The following is a 19,187-nucleotide window of genomic DNA, read 5'->3' on the forward strand; positions in this document are numbered from 1 at the left end:
TGAAACCTGTAACTGAAACTTAAACTAAAAAGGGCCTATTTAGAGTAATGCTGGTTGTTGTACTTTCTCCCTTGCTTCACTCGCTGCCTGCACCATATTCTTCAATGCAGCAATGGTCTCCGTCCAGCGACGGGTTTTTAACCCACAGTCGGGGTTTACCCATATATTTTTAACCGGTAATAAAGCAGCTGCTTTTTCCAGCAGGGAGGTCATTTCCTCTACACCGGGCACCCGTGGTGAGTGTATATCATATACACCGGGCCCAATTTCATTGGGGTATTTAAACCGGGCAAAGGCTTGTAGCAACTCCATTTGCGAACGGCTGGTTTCAATGGTGATCACATCGGCATCCATTTTAGCAATGTGTTCCATAATGTCATTGAACTCGCTATAGCACATATGGGTATGAACCTGCGTTTCATCTTTTACCCCGCTGGCCGATAAGCGAAAAGCTTTTACCGCCCATTCCAGGTACGCGGGGCCATCCTTTTTTCTTAAAGGCAGCCCTTCACGAATAGCCGGCTCATCGATCTGGATCACTTTAATACCTGCTTTTTCCAGGGCCACCACTTCATCCCTTATCGCCAGCGCTATTTGAAAAGCCGTTTGCCATCTCGGCTGATCATCGCGCACAAACGACCATTGTAATATGGTTACAGGACCGGTGAGCATTCCTTTCATGAGCCTACTGGTTTGCGCCTGCGCAAATGTGCTCCACCGAACGGTCATATCACTAATTCGGCTTACATCACCTGCAATAACGGGGGGCTTTACACAACGGCTGCCATAACTTTGCACCCAGCCGTTTTTGGTGAACTGGAACCCATCGAGCTGTTCGCCAAAATATTCCACCATATCATTGCGCTCAAACTCGCCATGTACCAATACATCGAGGCCAATTTCTTCCTGTACGCGAATGGCGGAGATGGTTGCCTCTTCAATCTCTGATTCGTATTGCTCTTTTGTTAGGTCTCCCTTTTTCAACTTAGCACGCAACTGGCGGATCTCTTCTGTTTGCGGAAAAGACCCAATGGTAGTCGTGGGGAATAAGGGCAATTGAAATCGTTCCTGCTGTATTTGTTGACGAACAGTAAAGGCACTCGCCCGGATTGCATCGGTCTCTTTAATAGCAGCCAGCCGGTCTTTTACTGCCTGTTTATGTATGCGGGTAGAATTACGGCGGTTTTCGATGATGGCAGCATTTTTCTTCAACAAGGCGGAATCACCCGCCACTATTTGTTTTAAGTCGTTTATCTCGTACAGCTTTTGCCTGGCAAAAGCCATCCAGCTTTTGATATCGGCGTCAAGCGCGGTTTCACCATCCAGGTCAACAGGTGAATGCAATAAGGAGCAGGAAGGTGCCAGCATAAGGCGTTCTTCCCCAATAACAGCTTTTGCCTTCTCAATCAGGGCAAGTGATTTGCTGTAGTCATTCTTCCAGATATTACGGCCATCCACCACCCCTACTGATAACGACAATTTAGGTGGCATGGCTTTAACTACTTCATCTACCTGTTGTGGAGACCGTACCAGGTCAATATGCAGAGCACAAACGGGAAGGTTCACGGCCAGACTGGTATTTTCCTGTAAGCCTTCAAAGTAAGTAGCCAGCAATATTTTCAGGTCGCATTTTTTGCGTATTTCTTTATATGCAAATTCAAATGCCTGTTTTTGTTTATCCGTCAGGTCTGTTACCAGAAAGGGTTCATCAATTTGCACCCATATAGCGCCATTCTCTTCCAGTTTTTTCAGCACCTCAATGTAAACAGGTAACAATTGTTTTAACAGGTCAATCCGGTCAAAGGGTTGATTGTCTTTTTCTTTACCTAACAACAAATAAGATACCGGTCCTATCAACACCGGTTTGGGGGTGGTGCCAGTTACGCGTTTGCATTCATTGAACTCATGAAAGAGTTTATCGGAAAGTATTCGGAATTGCTGGCCAGCGGTAAACTCAGGAACAATGTAGTGATAATTGGTATCGAACCACTTTGTCATTTCCATGGCAGTGATATCGAGACCATGTTGCTGGTAACCCCGGGCCATGGCAAAATACAGGTCAATCTCTGTATTGTCCTTAATATCGGTTGCCACAGGCGTATAACGGGGAGGAACAGCGCCCACCAGCAACGACATATCCAGCACCTGGTCATAAAAACTGAAATCGTTACAGGGGATCATGTCAATACCGGCCTCCTTTTGCAATAACCAGTTTTCTTCCCTGATCTTTTTTGCTGCAATAAATAATTCAGCCCTGGTAATGTTACCTGCCCAGTATTGTTCACTGGCTTTTTTTAACTGGCGTTGAGCCCCAATACGGGGGAACCCAAGATTGTGTGTTAGCATACGCATAAAACATTTAGTGAAACATTAATGAATAGTATTAATGTCTTTACGTTTAATGTGTATGCTTTCGTGATAAAGTGTTAGAGAGAAACAGTTACAATGTGTGGTGCAAAGTGAGGTGATTAACTGTTCCTGACTGCTGCTTTTTAACCGCGAAAGCATTGGTCTCCATTTTCAGGCAAGTATCCTGGCTTGTTGTTTTGCTACATGCCTTCCCATACTATTGAGGTCTAATACAGTGGCTAATTATGCAGCGCTGTGAAGGAGTAACCCTTCACTACAACATACAGTTGCGCGACAGCCCGTGATTCTCACACGGTTCCTTTTTAATCCCGACTTTACGTCAGGGACCCGAAAACAAGTTGTTAAAGTAAAGAACTGAAGGTGCAAAGATAGGAAAATCAGAACAAAGGTGAGCCTTCGCCACGGCGAAGACCCTCCTTGTCCCATAAATAAAAAAACGGGCCCCCTTTTAAAGAGACCCGCCTCGTTCTTAATTGGTATATGTTCGAGCTGTGAAGACTATGAGCTGCAGGTAACGCAACCTTCTTCCATGGTGCACACCTGACCTTCTATTATCTCATCATTGCTATCACCTGATTTAGGCACAACAGGCTCCATTTGACGGCTGCCTTGTTTTTCAACCGTGAACTGTACTGCCTGGGCTGCTGCCTGTGTACGCAGATAATACATACCTGTTTTCAATCCTACTTTCCATGAATAGAAGTGCATGGAGGTAAGTTTGGCCACAGTTGGATTATCAACAAACAGATTCAGTGATTGCGACTGGCAAATGAATGCGCCGCGATCGGCTGCCATATCGATCAAATGACGTTGTTTTATTTCCCAAACGGTTTTGTACAACGCTTTGATATCGGCAGGTATTTCATTGATGTTTTGAATAGAACCATTAGCAGCAATGATCTTGTTCTTCATGGCATCGTTCCAAAGGCCCAGTTGTACCAGGTCTTTCAACAGGTGTTTGTTTACAATGATAAACTCACCACTTAATACCCGGCGAACGTAGATGTTTGAGGTATAGGGTTCAAAACATTCGTTATTACCCAGGATCTGCGAGGTAGAAGCGGTTGGCATGGGCGCTACCAGCAAGGAGTTACGCACCCCATGTTTCATTACTTCCGCACGCAACGCGTTCCAGTCGTACCGGTTACTTGGTTGAATATTCCACAGATCGAACTGGAACTGTCCTTTTGATAAAGGTGAGCCGGCAAAGGTTTCATACGCACCTTGTTCTATTGCCATATCCTTGCTGGCTGTCATGGCCGCAAAGTAGATGGTCTCAAAAATGTTCTTGTTCAACACTTTTGCCAGTTCGCTTTCAAAAGGCAAACGCAACAGGATGAACACATCGGCCAATCCCTGTACGCCTAATCCGATTGGGCGGTGACGCAGGTTGGAACGTTTTGCTTCCTCAATGGGATAATAGTTATTATCGATGATGCGATTGAGGTTGCGTGCAGCCTGATAGGTTACTTCGTATAATTTATCGAAATCGAATTTTCCTTCATTTACAAAGCGGGGCAATGCCAGGGAAGCCAGGTTACAAACCGCTACTTCATCAGGGCTGGTATACTCCAGGATCTCTGTACACAGGTTACTGCTTTTAATGGTACCCAGGTTCTGCTGGTTGCTTTTACGGTTAGCGGCATCTTTATATAGCATATAAGGCGTACCGGTCTCAATTTGCGCTTCCAGAATGGCAAACCACAGGTCCTGCGCTTTTATCACTTTACGCTGGCGGCCTTCAGCTTCGTACCGGTTGTACAGCGCTTCAAATTCGTCACCAAAAGTATCGCCTAAACCGGGTGCTTCATTAGGGCAGAAAAGGCTCCAGTCGCCATTCGACTCTACGCGTTTCATAAACAGGTCGTTTATCCACAGCGCGTAGAACAGGTCCCTTGCGCGCATCTCTTCTTTACCATGGTTCTTACGCAGATCAAGGAACTCTATGATATCGGCATGCCAGGGTTCCAGGTAAATAGCAAAAGCGCCTTTGCGTTTGCCACCGCCCTGGTCAACATAACGGGCAGTATCGTTGAACACACGCAGCATAGGAATAATACCATTGCTGGTGCCATTGGTGCCGCCTATATAGCTACCGGTAGCGCGTACGTTGTGAATTGACAATCCGATACCACCAGCACTTTGTGAGATCTTGGCTGTTTGTTTCAGTGTATCGTAAATACCATCAATGCTGTCGTCTTTCATGGTCAGCAAAAAGCACGATGACATTTGTGGCTTGGGCGTACCACCATTGAACAAAGTAGGCGTGGCATGGGTAAACCAGCGCTCACTCATCAGGTTGTATGTTTTAATAGCGCTCTCGATGTCTTCTTTGTGAATACCGATCGATACACGCATGTACATATGCTGGGGACGCTCAACGATGACGCCGTCTATACGCAGCAGGTATGATTTTTCGAGTGTTTTAAAACCGAAATAATCAAAACCGAAATCGCGGTCATAAATAATAGAGCTATCCAGCAGTTCAGCATTGGCGTCGATGATCTCCATTATGTCATCGGCCAGCAAAGGCATTTTACGGCCTGTAGCTGAATCGGTATAATCATACAGCCGTTTCATGGTAGCTGAGAACGACTTCTCGGTATTTTTATGCAGGTTGCTCACAGCTATACGTGAAGCCAGCAATGCATAATCCGGGTGTTTGGTAGTTAATGAGGCAGCTGTTTCTGCAGCCAGGTTATCCAGCTCGGAAGTGGTAACGCCATCATAAATACCTTCAATTACTTTTTTTGTTACTTCTATCACATCAACCAGCGGGCTCAATCCATACGACAGTTTCTGAATACGCGCCGTGATCTTATCAAATTTTACTGTTTCTTTTTTCCCGTTCCTTTTTAAAACGTTCATGTCAATGGAGTTTATAGTGCTATCAAATAATATTTCCGATCTTTCGGGATGCTGGATTTTTACGCTCTGGTCTTTGCGATCTCCTTAGAAATCCTCATCAAGCGAAAACTGTTGTGACTCTTTGCTGGCGTTTACCCCGGCTTTGCGGTAATCACCTACTCTTTTTTCAAAGAAGTTGGTTTTACCCTGCAGCGAGATCATTTCCATAAAGTCGAACGGATTGGTGGCATTGAACATTTTGGGATAACCCAGTTCGCTCAACCATCTGTCGGCCACAAATTCAATATATTGTTGCATTAACCGGGCATTCATCCCAATAAGGTCAACCGGTAATGCTTCGGTGATAAATTCTTTTTCAATACGCACGGCATCCCCGATGATATTGTACACCTGTTCCTGTGACAATTTAGCATTCAGCATGCTGTATAACAGACAGGCAAATTCGCAATGCAACCCTTCGTCGCGGCTGATCAATTCATTGCTGAATGTAAGACCGGGCATCAACCCTCTTTTCTTCAACCAGAAAATAGAACAGAAACTACCGCTGAAGAAAATGCCTTCCACTGCTGCAAAGGCTACTAAACGTTCGGCGAAGTTCCCTTGTTCAATCCAGCGTAATGCCCACTCTGCTTTTCTTTTCACAGCAGGTACGGTATCGATGGCGTGGAACAGTCTGTCTTTTTCGTTAACATCTTTTACATATGTATCTATCAGCAATGCGTAGGTTTCAGAGTGAATGTTCTCCATCATGATCTGAAAACCATAAAAGCAACGCGCTTCAGGTAACTGCACTTCACTCATAAAATTCACTGCCAGGTTTTCATTCACAATGCCATCGCTGGCAGCAAAGAATGCCAGTACGTGTGAAATAAAATGACGCTCACCGTCATTCAGTGCAGCCCAGTCCTTTAGGTCACCGCTTAAATCAATTTCCTCAGCAGTCCAGAAGCTGGCCTCATGCTTTTTATACATTTCCCATATTGCGGGATATTTGATAGGGAGAATAACGAACCGGTCTTTGTTTTCCTGTAACAACACTTCATTTTCATGCTGCATGACTATAGTAATTAGAATGTTAAAAAAGCGGCACGACAGCAGATAGCAACCCCATAACTTCACGTGGAAATAGCTGAAGCTTCAATCATTGTCGGTACCTTATCGGGAAAGTTCCAAACATACTTTGTATACGGCAGGTCTCCTGGCTTGTTGATATGCTGAGTACCTTCCCGCCAATGTGGCTTTCACCGGTCACTGGCAGTGGTCATTGTAGAATCAGCTTTAGTGACTGGGTTGTTATCGAAGAATGTGGACTATTTAACGTTCCATTCACCCAACTTACAGTTGCCCGTCAGCCCGTGATTTTCACACGGTTCCCTTTTAAACCGACTGATTGGTATGATGTCATTCAGTCAGCACCGTAACAAATTATTAATAAGAACCTGTACGAAAGTAACATGCCTGTGAAAAAATCATCAAAACAGTTTTTCACAGGTGTTAATAGATTTATCATCAATGCTAAATGTATTTGAATAATGGGTATGTTCCACATCACGAATATTTTCACAAGCCGTGGAAAAAGAAGCAGTTAGAAGGTTTGCTAAAGAGAACGTTCCACTTAACCGTTTTACACTGTATTTTATTATAGTGGTGGTTTTTGGGTATGGTTTAATTTACCGATTTTCGCACCCTGTAATCAATAATAAATTCCGCCAGCATGACAAATACAGCCACCAGGTCCCTGTACGATGACTATATAAAAGAGATGCAAACTATTGCCGATCTGCGTTACGCCGCCGCTGTATTGCAGTGGGACCAGGAAACTTATTTGCCCCCCAAGGGAGCGCCTATTCGTGGACAGCAGATTGCCACCCTGTCTGAGATCGCCCATAAACATTTCACGGATGAAAAATTGGGCGGGCTGTTACAGGAATTGTTATCAGGTGATAAATTGTCAGTCGATGAAAAAAGAAATGTGGAATTGACCTGGCAGGATTATTCCAAACAAAAAAAATTCCCTTCTTCATTTGTTCGCACCCTGGCTGAGGCGGTGAACAAGAGTTTCCATAGCTGGATGGAAGCCCGCAAGGCAAATGATTTTTCTTTTTTTGCCAATGACCTGGCCCGGCTGATAGAATTAAAGAAACAGGAAGCCGATATGCTGGGGTATGCACACCATCCCTACAACGCGTTACTCGACGACCATGATAAAGGCGCTACCGTTCAACTGATCGATGGCGTATTTTCCGCTATACAGCAACCTTTGAAAGAACTGTTGGGGAAAATTGCCGCACAACCGCCGGCAGATGACAGTTTTTTGCGCCAGCACTTCAACAAGGATAAACAATGGCAGTTCGGCCTGCAGGTGATCAAAGAAATGGGGTACGATATGGAAGCCGGCCGGCAGGATATTTCTGAACACCCCTTCACTACTAATTTCAATAGCCAGGACGTACGGGTTACCACCCGCATAGATGAAAATGACCTTAGTAATATGGTGTGGAGCTGTATCCATGAAGCAGGTCATGCCCTGTACGAACAGGGTTTGCCCATAAACGAATACGGGTTGCCGCTGGGCGAACCGGCCTCTTATACTATTCATGAATCACAGTCGCGCCTGTGGGAAAACCATGTAGGCCGCAGCCGGGCTTTCTGCGAACGCTGGCTACCGGTTTTGCAAACGTATTTTCCCGAACAACTGGGCAAAGTTACCGTAGAGCAATTCTATAAAGGCATAAATAAGGTGGAACCGTCCCTGATACGCACCGAGGCAGATGAGCTCACCTACCATTTTCATATCATGATCAGGTATGAACTGGAAAAACTGCTGATTGGGGGTACTATGACGGTGAAAGACATACCTGCTTACTGGAACGAACAGTACCTGAATTTAATGGGCGTAAAAGTACCGGACGACAAACGGGGCTGCCTGCAGGATGTACACTGGAGCCATGGCAGCTTTGGCTACTTCCCCACCTACAGCCTGGGAAGCTACTACGCCGCTCAATTCTACTCCTTTGCGAATCAATCAATTACTGATTTAAATGGACTGATAAAACAAGGGAATACAACCCCTTTGCTGCAATGGTTACGCAATGCGGTGCACCAGAAAGGACGGCGCTTTACCAGTGAGGAATTGTGCAAAGATATATGCGGAGAAACCCTGAATATTGAATATTTTACAGGCTACTTACTTGACAAATTCAAAGATATTTACAAATTTTAATATCTGAATGGTAAGTGCCTATAGTCTGAACTATGAATAAACTCAAACCTCTGGTTTTGGCAGGGTTCCTGGCCCTGTTTTCCATGTCGTGCAAAAAAATAATTGAGAAAAAAGTGCAGGACATGGTGATGGATGCCATTACACATGGAGAGTGGATCGTAGAACAGTACTTTGAAGACAGCAACAATCTATCCAGCCAGTTTTTAGACTATCGTTTTAAGTTTAATGAAGATGGAACATTAATAGGTACAACAAGTAGTGGCAGTACTGACGGTACCTGGGCGCCGAATTTATCTGATTACACGATAACATCAGATTTCCCAACGGCTGCTGATCCATTGAAAAAACTAAACGGCTTATGGAAGATCAAAGACAGTGGCTGGGATTATGTGAAAGCAGAAATGAGCACGCCTGATGGAACCAGGCTTTTGACATTACGTAAAAAATAAATTCAACAATAACTTTATCCCAACGAGGCTTATATTTTTTTCGTATAAATAAGTTGACGCAATCACTTGCCCCGGCAAGTCGGGGTTAACCTACAACACTCCTCCCCTTTAACCGACAACTTATGAACGATTTAGGCTTCAGCCCTAAATATCCTATTTAATACTTCAGATCACAATCCGCATTCCCTGATAAACCATTTGCCCAAACTGGTTAAGAACTGGTCATTTGTGCTATGCAGATACGCGTAGGTAAATTATTTTATTACTAGAATATAATTTACCGGGTAAAGGATTTGCATTGAGAATGGTCATTTTGGTCAGATAAGGGGCACTTCTGCCTACCAAACCATAAAACAGTTTTGCACTTGACTAAATTTGTACTGGCACATTGTGGTAACCGGTTACGTATGCCGGTTCGGTTTTCAGCTGTAAGCCGGCTATCCCTATTTAAATGGTGGATTTATTTATCATTTGCGCTATTATTTTCATTGCCCGTTTTTGCACAACCCTCGCCCGATTTTAGTGCAAACACTACAGCGGGTTGCGCGCCATTAGGAGTTTACTTTAAAGATCTAACGACCGGCAATCCTACCTCCTGGAACTGGGATTTTGGCAATGGGACGTTGTCGAATGTTCAAAATCCCGGGATAACATTCGACCAGCCTGGCACTTACACAGTTACTTTGGTAGTACGCAATGCCGACGGCACAAATGGCATTACCAAAACAAATTACATTACCGTTTACCCCTCGCCAACTGCTGCTTTTTCAGCAGACCATACTATAGGTTGTATACCGGTAAACATTCAGTTTACAGACAAAAGCACGTCCACTTCAGGCGGGATAACATCCTGGCAATGGGATTTTGGCGATGGCGTTACCAGCACAGCTTCAAATCCTGCCCATACCTACACAAATACAGGCTTTTATAATATAACCCTTACGGTAACCAACAGTCAAGGTTGCAAAGGCGCGCTTACGCAGTATCGCTATCTTCGTATTGTACAAGGCGTTAAAGCAGAATTCACCAATAATAATCCGGTTACCTGCCAGGCCCCCTACAACATCACTTTCAGCAATCAATCGAGCGGTCCGGGTAATATGACCTTTCAATGGGACCTCGGCAATGGCACTAATTCTACCCAATTCAATCCATCCACAACCTATAATGCTGCCGGCACCTATAATGTTACGCTTACGGCCACCAGTGAATTTGGTTGTTCAGGATCTATCTCAAAACCGGTTAACCTGACCGGACCGGCCACCTCCATTCAGGTTCCTGATAATGTGTGTCAGGGGGTAAACGTAGCATTTGTTAATAGCTCCTCGGTAACCCCGCAAAAAACCTTGTGGGATTTTGGCAATGGCATACAATCCACCAATACCAACGACAACACCACCTATCTTACTCCCGGGGACTATACAGTAAAACTGTACAATAATTATCCCACCTGTAAGGACTCTGCATTTAAAGTTGTGCATGTGAATCCCGGGCCGTCAATTGATTTCAATGTTACCAACGCCACGGCCTGTCAACCGCCGTTGGCTGTAACCTTTCAGGACGCATCTTCTTCTCCTATCGTAAACTGGGTATGGCATTTTGGCGACGGAAGTTCCGGGAATGGTTCACCCATTACCCATCAGTACAATACTGCTGATGAATTTAATGTATCAGTTGATTTTACAGATGATAAAGGGTGCGTAGGAACGCTCACCAAGAAAGCAGTTGTTCAAATAGTACCCCCAAAAGTAGCAATTACCAGTACAGGAGCCGGCGGATGTGTTCCTTATACCTACACGCCCAGCGCAAATGTTACTTCTATTGATGGCGTGGATACGTATACCTGGGACTTTGGCGATGGCACAATTCAAACAGTGTTGGCAACAGATCCGCCCCCGGTTCATACCTATGCTAATACAGGAGTTTATGACATCACCTTAACCATTAAAACCAAAGGGGGTTGTACAGAAACAACTACAGAAAAAGGGGCGGTAAAAGTGGGCACGCCACCGGCACCGGACTTTAGTATTTCAAAGATTGACGCCTGTGCATCAGACACCATCCACTTTACCGATCTAACGCCAGATCCGGTTGATGACTGGACATGGGATTTTGGCGATGGCACCACATCCAAAGAGCAAAATCCCGCACATCTGTACAACGACTCCGGTGTGTTTATTATTAAATTAACAGCCTTTAATAATCGCTGCCCTGCAAGCATCACAGGAAAATCAGTACATATAAAGCCACCTATTGCCAGATTTGATTTTACAATTAACTGTAATAGCCTTACGGTTCCTTTTATTGACAAATCACATATTGATCCAAATCCAGCGGTAACAACAAGTTACAACTGGCAATTTGGTGATGGAACAACGTCCAATATACCCAATCCTTCCCATCCCTATTCAGGATATGGCATATATCCCGTTACGCTTACTTTAACTGGCGGCGGCTGTACCCATATGTTTGCCGCCAATGTTAATCTGGTTAAAGAATTGGCGGATTTCACGATTCCCACCACCGTTTGCAGGAACGCTAATTACACTATTACCTCAACCAACAATTCACAATACATTAAAAAATACGCGTGGTCAATCGATGGAGGCAACGACATAACAGGGAACTCTACCATTGTCAATTTTAAAACAAACGGCCCCCATAGTATTAAGCTAACCATTACTGATATAAACAATTGTGTGGACTTCAAAACAGTGAACGTGACCGTAGTGAGTCCCACTGCCAAATTCACCGAAACATCACCGGGTGGTTGTAAAAATGCCATTGTTACTTTCACTGACCAATCCACGGTAAGCGGTGCCGGCAGTGCATTAACAAAATGGACAATTGATTTTCGCGATGGCAAAACTGAATCATACACCAGTGCGCCATTCTCACATACCTTTGCTGATACCGGAGAGTTTGTACCCCATTTAACCGTAGAAGACGCCATGGGTTGTATTGATACGATCTCACTGGCAGACACCATTTTTATTTCCCAACCACAGCCCTGGTTTAACTCCGATATTACAAAAGTTTGTCCCAGTTCAGCAGTACATTTTGCCGATTCCTCTTTTGGTAAGCGCCTCACCTACCTTTGGGATTTTGGCAATGGCAACACCTCTGTTGATAAAGACCCAATCTATACCTATGGCGGCGATAATGGCACCTACTCCGTCAAGTTGGTGATCACCGATCGTGGAGGCTGTAAGGACTCCGTAACGCGCACAGGTTACATTACTACAATAAAACCAATACCCGCCTATGATATTCAGGATACCTTGACCATATGCCCTCCTATTGAGACCAAGTTCACCTCCCAGGCTCAAAATTATGATTCGCTGGAATGGAACTTTGGTGATGGCGCCACCTCCTCCTTATTGAACCCAACCCATTTTTATAATCTCTATGGAGAATATGAAGCAAAACTGTATGTATGGGGTTATGGGGGTTGTATAGACTCAACCAGTAAACATGTGCATGTAGTAGATCCAGGCCCAAGAACAACCCTTACTTATAGCCCACTGGAGGCCTGTAATGAACTGCTGGTTGACTTTTCGGTGGTTGCCCTGCCCGACCTGAAATTTTCGCTGGCTTTTGGTGATGGCACTATAGATTCTTCTATGGCCGCTACCTATCAGCATTTTTACAGATCACCGGCTTTTTATAGTCCTGTTTTAGTATATACCGACAAGCAGGGCTGTATTGCGGGCGTTGGTGGACCAGTTATTAAGGTAATTGGCGCAACTCCGCTTTTTGCCATTGACAAGAAAAAGTTTTGCGATTCGAGCCTGGTGAACCTGACCAACTACACTATAGGCAACGACCCCGTTGTGAGCAGGACCTGGGATTTTGGTGATGGCTCTGCTACATCATCGGATCTGAGCCCGTCTCACTTTTACCGGCAACCCGGCTTATACACCGTTTCACAAAGTGTGACCACCCAGCGGGGTTGCAGCAAAACCATCAGCGATTCTATTCGGGTTTTCCGCACGCCAGACCCATACATTGTTGGTGACAGCATTACCTGTTTGAACACTACCATAAACCTGGGCGGCATGCTCACCATTCCCGATACTGTTATATACTGGAAATGGGACCTGGGCAATAACAATACACCCACTACCCAAAACGTATCGGTAACCTTTAATAATGCCGGTAATTATACGGTAAAGCTGGAGGCTAAAAATTCGTTTGGTTGTTCCGATACAACCAGCAAAAATATCTTTGTACCGGAAACACCTGTGATCACTGTTATTGACAATCCCGTGATCCCGGTAAGCACGGGCATTACTTTACCGGTAACTTACGGGCCTGAAGTAGTTAGTTACAGCTGGACACCAGCCCAAAACCTGAGTTGTACAGATTGTCCTACCCCATATGCCAACCCTAAGTTCACAAAAAGATATACGGTAAAGGTTACAGATCAATACGGCTGTACCAATACAGGCGATGTTACGGTAACCGTTGTATGTAACGGATTAAACTATTTTATTCCAAATACATTCTCACCCAATGGCGATGGCGTAAACGACATTTTTGCACCACGTGGTGTTGGTTTAACGCGGGTAAACAGCATGCGCATCTTTAACCGCTGGGGCGAGATGGTGTATGAAAGAATGAATTTCATGGCTAACGATCGTACCCCAACCGGAGGCTGGGATGGCAGTTATAAAGGCAAGCCAGCCAGCGCCGATGTATATGTTTATATTATAGAATTTGTGTGTGAAAACAATGCCATTGTTCCTGTAAAAGGCAATGTGGCATTGGTGAGATAATGAACCTATTAACATTAAAAACCCAACCATGACGACCGGCTATAATTACAAACGGCCCGTTGCCGGCTTTATATTGATGCTTTCGCTATTGAACGCAAAAGGGCAGGATATACATTTTTCTCAGTTCTTTGAGGCCCCGTTATTACGAAATCCTTCTCTCGCCGGCATCTATACAGGAGATTATCGCATTCAAGGCGTGTATCGCGATCAATGGAACAGCGTTACCAATGCCTACAGGACCGGTTCGCTGAACGCAGAATATAAAATGCCTATTGGCAATAGCAATGACTTTATTACAACCGGTCTGCAAGCCGTTTTTGATAAAGCCGGAACCGTGGGATTGACCACCACGCAAATTCTGCCAGCACTGAACTATCATAAATCGCTGAGCAACGAAAAAACCATGTACCTGTCATTGGGATTTATGGGCGGATATATCGGCAAAAGCCTTGACCTGTCCAAGGTCACCACTGACAACCAGTACTCGGGGGGCGTGTACGATGCCAGTTTACCCACCGGAGAGATCATGCTATCGCCCAATTACAGCACCTGGGATGCCAGCGTGGGTATGAGTTTCAATACCACCTTTGGTCCCGATCAGCAAAACAGTATGTTTATTGGCGCCGCCTATCATCATTTGAACCGGCCGAAAAGCTCTTTCTATCACAATCGCAGTATTGAGCTGAATGCAAAATATGTTGCCTCAATCGGTGTTAAATGGGGGGTAACTGATCTTTCTTCCATTACCCTGCAGGCCGATCATTCCATTCAGGGTGGCTATACCGAAACAATTGGTGGCGCTTTGTATTCTTATAAACTGGGCGATACTCCCGACGACCCTACCTATATATTGAGTGGTGGCTTACTCCTTCGCTGGAAGGATGCACTGGTGCCTGTATTAAAAATAGATTGGGGTAATCTGTCATCAGCCCTGAGCTATGATGTTAACGTGTCCCAGTTAAAAACTGCCAGCATGGGTCGGGGCGGATTTGAAATATCGATCTGCTACATCGGCTTTCTGCACCGCGACAACAGCAGCGAGTATAAAATGTTATGTCCTAAATTTTAAAGGGCCTCCGCCAAAGGCGAAGGCCCACTATTTTATTTCGCAACCAATACAAATACGGCACAATCATGAGCGGCCAGTTTTCCTGACAATATTTTAACTGCCCCCAATTGCTGGTTGGTCAATACTTGTCTGGCACTCCATTGGCCAAATATTTTCAAATCGTTTAATGCGAAAGAAAAGGCCCCGGCAGTATCCCGTCTGTTGAGTATACAAAGCGCGTAGCGATCGCCCGATAATTCCTTTTTAAAAACCTGGCAGCCATTATAGTCGCCTATCAATGCCGCCTGCTTGCCCAGCGGGTCCTGGTCTATAGCGATCAATTCTTTATTACGCAAAATGGTAGCCACTGCCGTGTCCATAGTTCGCACATCGAGATTAACCATGAGGGGTGAGGCCAGCATACACCATAATATAAACTGACTGCGATATTCAGTTAAGGAGCATCCGGAATACCGGCCTTTCAAAGAAGAAGATTTTCCTTTACCAAACAAACCGGTCACTAACAGATCGGGATCATTCCAGCCACCTGGACCGGCAAACTTTTCCAGGCCCTTTTGTTTATCAACCGTATTCATAATTCCATTATGGCCATTGTCATATTTATCACTTACCCAGGTATCACGAATATCCCAGGTTGTTCGCCACAGATGCCCCCCGGCGGCCTTTGCCCATAACCAGGGCTGGCGCTGCCCCCATTCGCAAATACTGTATACAATGGGCCGCTCGGTTTTCTTTAAAGCATCACCCATTTTTTTATACCGTGTAAAGGCCGTTACCATATCGTCTGGGGCATTACAATAATCATATTTAAGATAATCGATCCCCCATTTTGCAAAGGTTTTGGCATCCTGCTCCTCAAAATTATAGCTCCCTGTTACCCCGCCGCAGGTAAGGGAAGCTGCATCGGAATAAATACCCAGCTTCAATCCTTTGCTATGTACATAATCGGCCAGCGTCTTTATGCCCTGAGGAAACCGCACCGGATCGGGGAACAATTCATTATTGGCATTACGGCCACCCACCCAATAATCATCCAGTACTATATATTGATAACCAGCATGGGCCATCCCAGAAGACACTATAGCGTCGGCTATTTCCCTGATCAATTTATCAGACACTTCTTCTTCAAATAGATTCCAGCTATTCCATCCCATGGGGGGCGTTAAGGCAACGTCTGTTTGAGCTTTTACGAATAAGGTTAAGAGAAGGATACAGGTTGTAATAGCAAGTTTTTTTAGCACCATAATGCACGGTTTTAGAAACAGGAGTTAAATAGCAATGATTTGGAAACTTTACCAACAAAAATAACTCCCTGCCGAACAAAACAAACACGCAAACGTTTGTTGAAATTTATAGAAATAAGCGCCCCTATAACCTATGAGTCGGGTACACTTATTGTGCTAAATATTTATCGCTGTTGAGCTCATGACTGCTGCCTTTTTCCTTTTTGTGCAAACCCCAACCACCTTTATTTTCTCCCCTGGAAAACTAATACACATACAGCTTTTTTTTGGTAACAGGTATTTATAATTCGCTGATAAAATCTTAAATTTAATAAACATGAGAATCCCGGCAGCGATAGCACCTTTCCGCCGTCCGCACCAACCAACCGGACTTTCAGTAACAATGCTTATGACCATTGTTGCAATGGCTATTTCTTCAACTGCGTTTACCCAAAGCAGGTATGACTGGCGATCGAATATTGACCAGGTGATCCATGAAACTGACAGCCTCTCACTTAAATCGCAACGCACTTTTTACCTGAATAAAATATTGCGGAAGGACGAACCCCTGAAAGAGACCTGGTATTACACAGTACACAATAACAACATCATTGTATTTGAGGTGCGCTACCGGATTGATTCACTGGAGTACACCGAAACCTATTACATGAACAGGGGACGGCTGATCTGTATGGAATTGTATGAAACTGATTTTCTCTCCTATTACGAAGATGAGATCAAGCATGGGGAGGTGTTCTTCTTCGACCACGATATGCTAATACAATACGTTACTGTAGGTAACGGGCTAACAGACCTGTCTTTCCGCGATCCGCAGTACGAACCATTGCGTAGGTTTTATAAAAGGTATATTGAACTTCAAAAGAATATACTTTCGCTTGCTACTAACTAAAAGCCTGCGGAAGCAGGCCATAATGAATTATTAATTAATTTGCCGACGGTTTCTCCATTAGTATAACTTGCAAACAATCTCATTATGATTTCCGTTGGTCAACCCGCGCCCGATTTTACATTATTCGATTCTGCCAAGAACCCCATAAGCCTGCATAATGGAAAGGGCAAAAAAATAGTACTGCTATTTTATCCGTTCGCCTTCTCCAGCACCTGTACTAAAGAGCTTTGTTATATACGCGATAACATGAGCTTATTTAATAATATCGATGCAGAGGTAATGGGCATAAGTGTTGACTCTTTATACACCCTGGCAAAATTCAAAGAGGAGCAGGGGTATCAATTTACTTTGCTGAGCGATTTCAATAAAGAAGTATCGAGGCTGTACAACGCCATATATGAAGACTGGAATTATAATATGAAAGGGGTTTCAAAAAGAGCTTCGTTTGTTATTGACCGGGAGGGTATTGTGAGATATGCCCAGGTGTTAGAGAATGCCGGCGACCTCCCTGATTTTGAAGCTATACAAGCAAGTTTGAGCACAATTAATTGATTATTATCAATTAAGATAAGGTTAAAAATTCGCCTGTGTACAAAAATGTAAGCAGATTCCCCTAGTAAACCGGGGTTTATTCCTAAAGGATTTGTAATTTTGGGCAAACGGAACTATCTTGAACAATAATTGTAAAATATCATCGTGCATGAAGATTTTTTACGCATTGTCCACTTTCCTTTTATTGACTTTACAAGCCAAAAGCCAGGATCGAAATCCAGGAGGAGATTCTGCGCCTACTGTTGTAAAGTTTTATCCCAACCCTGCTACTTCCGTTATTACCTTTGATTTTCAACGCGGTTATGATAAAAACTACAACCTTCAGATCTTTAATCTCATTGGGAAAAAAGTAGAAGAAATAACCAATATAACTCCTAAGACAACAGTAAACCTTAACGATTTTTACCGTGGCATTTACATCTTCCAATTAAAAGACAAGAACGGTAAAGTAATTGATTCTGGTAAGTTCCAGGTTTCTAAATAAGCACTCATTTACCTTTTTATATGGCAAAGCCCCCTCGGCTCAGCCGAGGGGGGCTTTGTTTATTTAGTGCTTTTATAACCGGCATTACATCACCTGTACAATCAGGAATTTCAGGTAGTGTGTGTTTTCCCATTCCCATACAATGGGATGGTCGGCCGATTGGGTTTGAAAACTCACCTGCCTGATCTTTCTTCGGGCGTCCTTGGCCGCTAATTGAATGATCTCAAGGAACAGATCGGGTTGTACCAGGTTGGTACAACTGGATGTTACCAGAAAACCACCGGGTTTTACCAGCTTCATCCCCCGCAGGTTGATCTCCTTATACCCTGTAATGGCTTTTTGAATATTATCCCTTGTTTTGGTAAACGAGGGGGGATCCAGCATTACCACATCATACTGTTTCCCTTCTTTGGCCCAGGCTTTCAGTACATCGAACGCATTCATACATTCGAACCGGCAGTTCTTATCAACACCGTTCAGCGCTGCATTGCGGTTGGCCTGGTCTACGGCATTTTGTGAAATATCGAGCCCCAGCACCGACTTAGCTCCATAATGCGCCGCATGGATCTCAAAGGTGCCAGTATAGGTAAAGGCACCTAATACGTCGGCTCCTTTTACGATGTGCTGAATGGCCCGGCGGTTATCCTGTTGATCAAGGAAGTAACCGGTTTTTTGACCATTCTCAATATCTACAAAGAACTTCATTCCATTTTCCTGAATGGTGATCTTCGTATCAAAAGGGGCCGATAGAAATCCCTTTTGCTGAGGCAACCCTTCCAATTCCCGCACTGGCACATCATTGCGTTCGTATATGCCCTTAGGCTTGAATATCTTTTCCAGCGCCGCTACAATGGCGGGTTTCCAAACATCTATACCCAGCGCCAAAGTTTGAATAACAAAATAATCATTGAACTTATCAATGATCAACTGAGGCAGATAATCGGCCTCCCCGAAAATAAGCCGGCAATTCTCTACATAGCCCAGTTGCTGGCGGTATTGCCAGGCTTCCAACAGGCGTTTATAGAAAAACTCCTCATTGATCACATCGTCTTTTTTACGGGTAAGCAGGCGTACCAGTATTTGCGAACGGGGGTTGATGTATCCCTTTCCGATAAACTTTTTATCGTGTGTGTATACGTCAACAATATCGCCGGGATTCACCCCTTCCGGAGCCTCATTTACTTCGTTGGCAAAGATCCAGGGATGCCCGTTTGCCACCCGCATACTGATCTTCTTTTTTAATATTACCTGATTCATCGGC

12 protein-coding genes and 2 riboswitches are annotated in these 19,187 nt (G+C 44.4%); of the genes, 7 read left to right on the forward strand and 5 right to left on the reverse strand.

The window, feature by feature from the left end:
- Positions 1-39: 39 nt before the first annotated feature.
- The 3 genes from metE to J7I42_RS01635 form a co-directional block, all read right to left on the reverse strand.
- A complete protein-coding gene (gene metE, locus J7I42_RS01625; protein WP_236065377.1) occupies positions 40-2,346 on the reverse strand; it encodes a 5-methyltetrahydropteroyltriglutamate--homocysteine S-methyltransferase in 2,307 nt (768 codons plus the stop codon).
- Positions 2,347-2,506: 160 nt separating this feature from the next.
- Positions 2,507-2,716: riboswitch (cobalamin riboswitch) on the reverse strand.
- Between the two features lie 152 nt (positions 2,717-2,868).
- Complete coding sequence (locus J7I42_RS01630; RefSeq protein WP_209137024.1) at positions 2,869-5,238, reverse strand: ribonucleoside-diphosphate reductase subunit alpha; 2,370 nt, start codon at positions 5,236-5,238, stop codon at positions 2,869-2,871.
- Between the two features lie 84 nt (positions 5,239-5,322).
- The gene (locus J7I42_RS01635) at positions 5,323-6,294 is read right to left on the reverse strand and encodes a ribonucleoside-diphosphate reductase small subunit (protein ID WP_209137025.1); all 972 of its coding nucleotides are present in this window, start codon (positions 6,292-6,294) and stop codon (positions 5,323-5,325) included.
- A 115-nt stretch (positions 6,295-6,409) separates the two neighbouring features.
- Positions 6,410-6,673, reverse strand: a riboswitch (cobalamin riboswitch).
- Positions 6,674-6,952: 279 nt separating this feature from the next.
- Here J7I42_RS01635 and J7I42_RS01640 point away from each other — a divergent pair.
- The 4 genes from J7I42_RS01640 (at position 6,953) to J7I42_RS01655 (ending at position 14,757) form a co-directional block, all read left to right on the forward strand.
- The gene (locus J7I42_RS01640; RefSeq protein ID WP_209137026.1) at positions 6,953-8,461 is read left to right on the forward strand and encodes a carboxypeptidase M32; all 1,509 of its coding nucleotides are present in this window, start codon (positions 6,953-6,955) and stop codon (positions 8,459-8,461) included.
- 32 nt (positions 8,462-8,493) lie between these two features.
- Positions 8,494-8,910, forward strand: coding sequence for a hypothetical protein (locus tag J7I42_RS01645; RefSeq protein ID WP_209137027.1), 417 nt, complete (start codon positions 8,494-8,496; stop codon positions 8,908-8,910).
- 365 nt (positions 8,911-9,275) lie between these two features.
- The gene (locus J7I42_RS01650; protein ID WP_209137028.1) at positions 9,276-13,688 is read left to right on the forward strand and encodes a PKD domain-containing protein; all 4,413 of its coding nucleotides are present in this window, start codon (positions 9,276-9,278) and stop codon (positions 13,686-13,688) included.
- 28 nt (positions 13,689-13,716) lie between these two features.
- Positions 13,717-14,757: a PorP/SprF family type IX secretion system membrane protein gene (locus tag J7I42_RS01655; protein WP_209137029.1), complete on the forward strand. Its 1,041-nt coding sequence runs from the start codon at positions 13,717-13,719 to the stop codon at positions 14,755-14,757.
- 32 nt (positions 14,758-14,789) lie between these two features.
- On the opposite strand, the gene J7I42_RS01660 is transcribed toward J7I42_RS01655, so the two are convergent.
- Positions 14,790-16,001, reverse strand: coding sequence for a glycoside hydrolase family 27 protein (locus tag J7I42_RS01660; RefSeq protein WP_209137030.1), 1,212 nt, complete (start codon positions 15,999-16,001; stop codon positions 14,790-14,792).
- Between the two features lie 316 nt (positions 16,002-16,317).
- Between J7I42_RS01660 and J7I42_RS01665 the strand changes: the two genes are divergently transcribed.
- The 3 genes from J7I42_RS01665 (at position 16,318) to J7I42_RS01675 (ending at position 17,926) form a co-directional block, all read left to right on the forward strand.
- On the forward strand, positions 16,318-16,890 hold the full coding sequence (locus J7I42_RS01665) for a hypothetical protein (RefSeq protein WP_209137031.1): 573 nt from the start codon (positions 16,318-16,320) through the stop codon (positions 16,888-16,890).
- Positions 16,891-16,974: 84 nt separating this feature from the next.
- Positions 16,975-17,442 carry a peroxiredoxin gene (locus tag J7I42_RS01670; protein ID WP_209137032.1) on the forward strand — a complete coding sequence of 156 codons (468 nt, stop codon included), beginning with the start codon at positions 16,975-16,977 and terminating at the stop codon, positions 17,440-17,442.
- A 148-nt stretch (positions 17,443-17,590) separates the two neighbouring features.
- Complete coding sequence (locus tag J7I42_RS01675) at positions 17,591-17,926, forward strand: T9SS type A sorting domain-containing protein (protein WP_209137033.1); 336 nt, start codon at positions 17,591-17,593, stop codon at positions 17,924-17,926.
- Between the two features lie 84 nt (positions 17,927-18,010).
- On the opposite strand, the gene J7I42_RS01680 is transcribed toward J7I42_RS01675, so the two are convergent.
- The gene (locus J7I42_RS01680; RefSeq protein WP_209137034.1) at positions 18,011-19,183 is read right to left on the reverse strand and encodes a class I SAM-dependent rRNA methyltransferase; all 1,173 of its coding nucleotides are present in this window, start codon (positions 19,181-19,183) and stop codon (positions 18,011-18,013) included.
- Between the last annotated feature and the right edge of the window lie 4 nt (positions 19,184-19,187).

The organism is Niastella soli (assembly GCF_017742245.1).
GTDB lineage: Bacteria > Bacteroidota > Bacteroidia > Chitinophagales > Chitinophagaceae > Niastella > Niastella soli.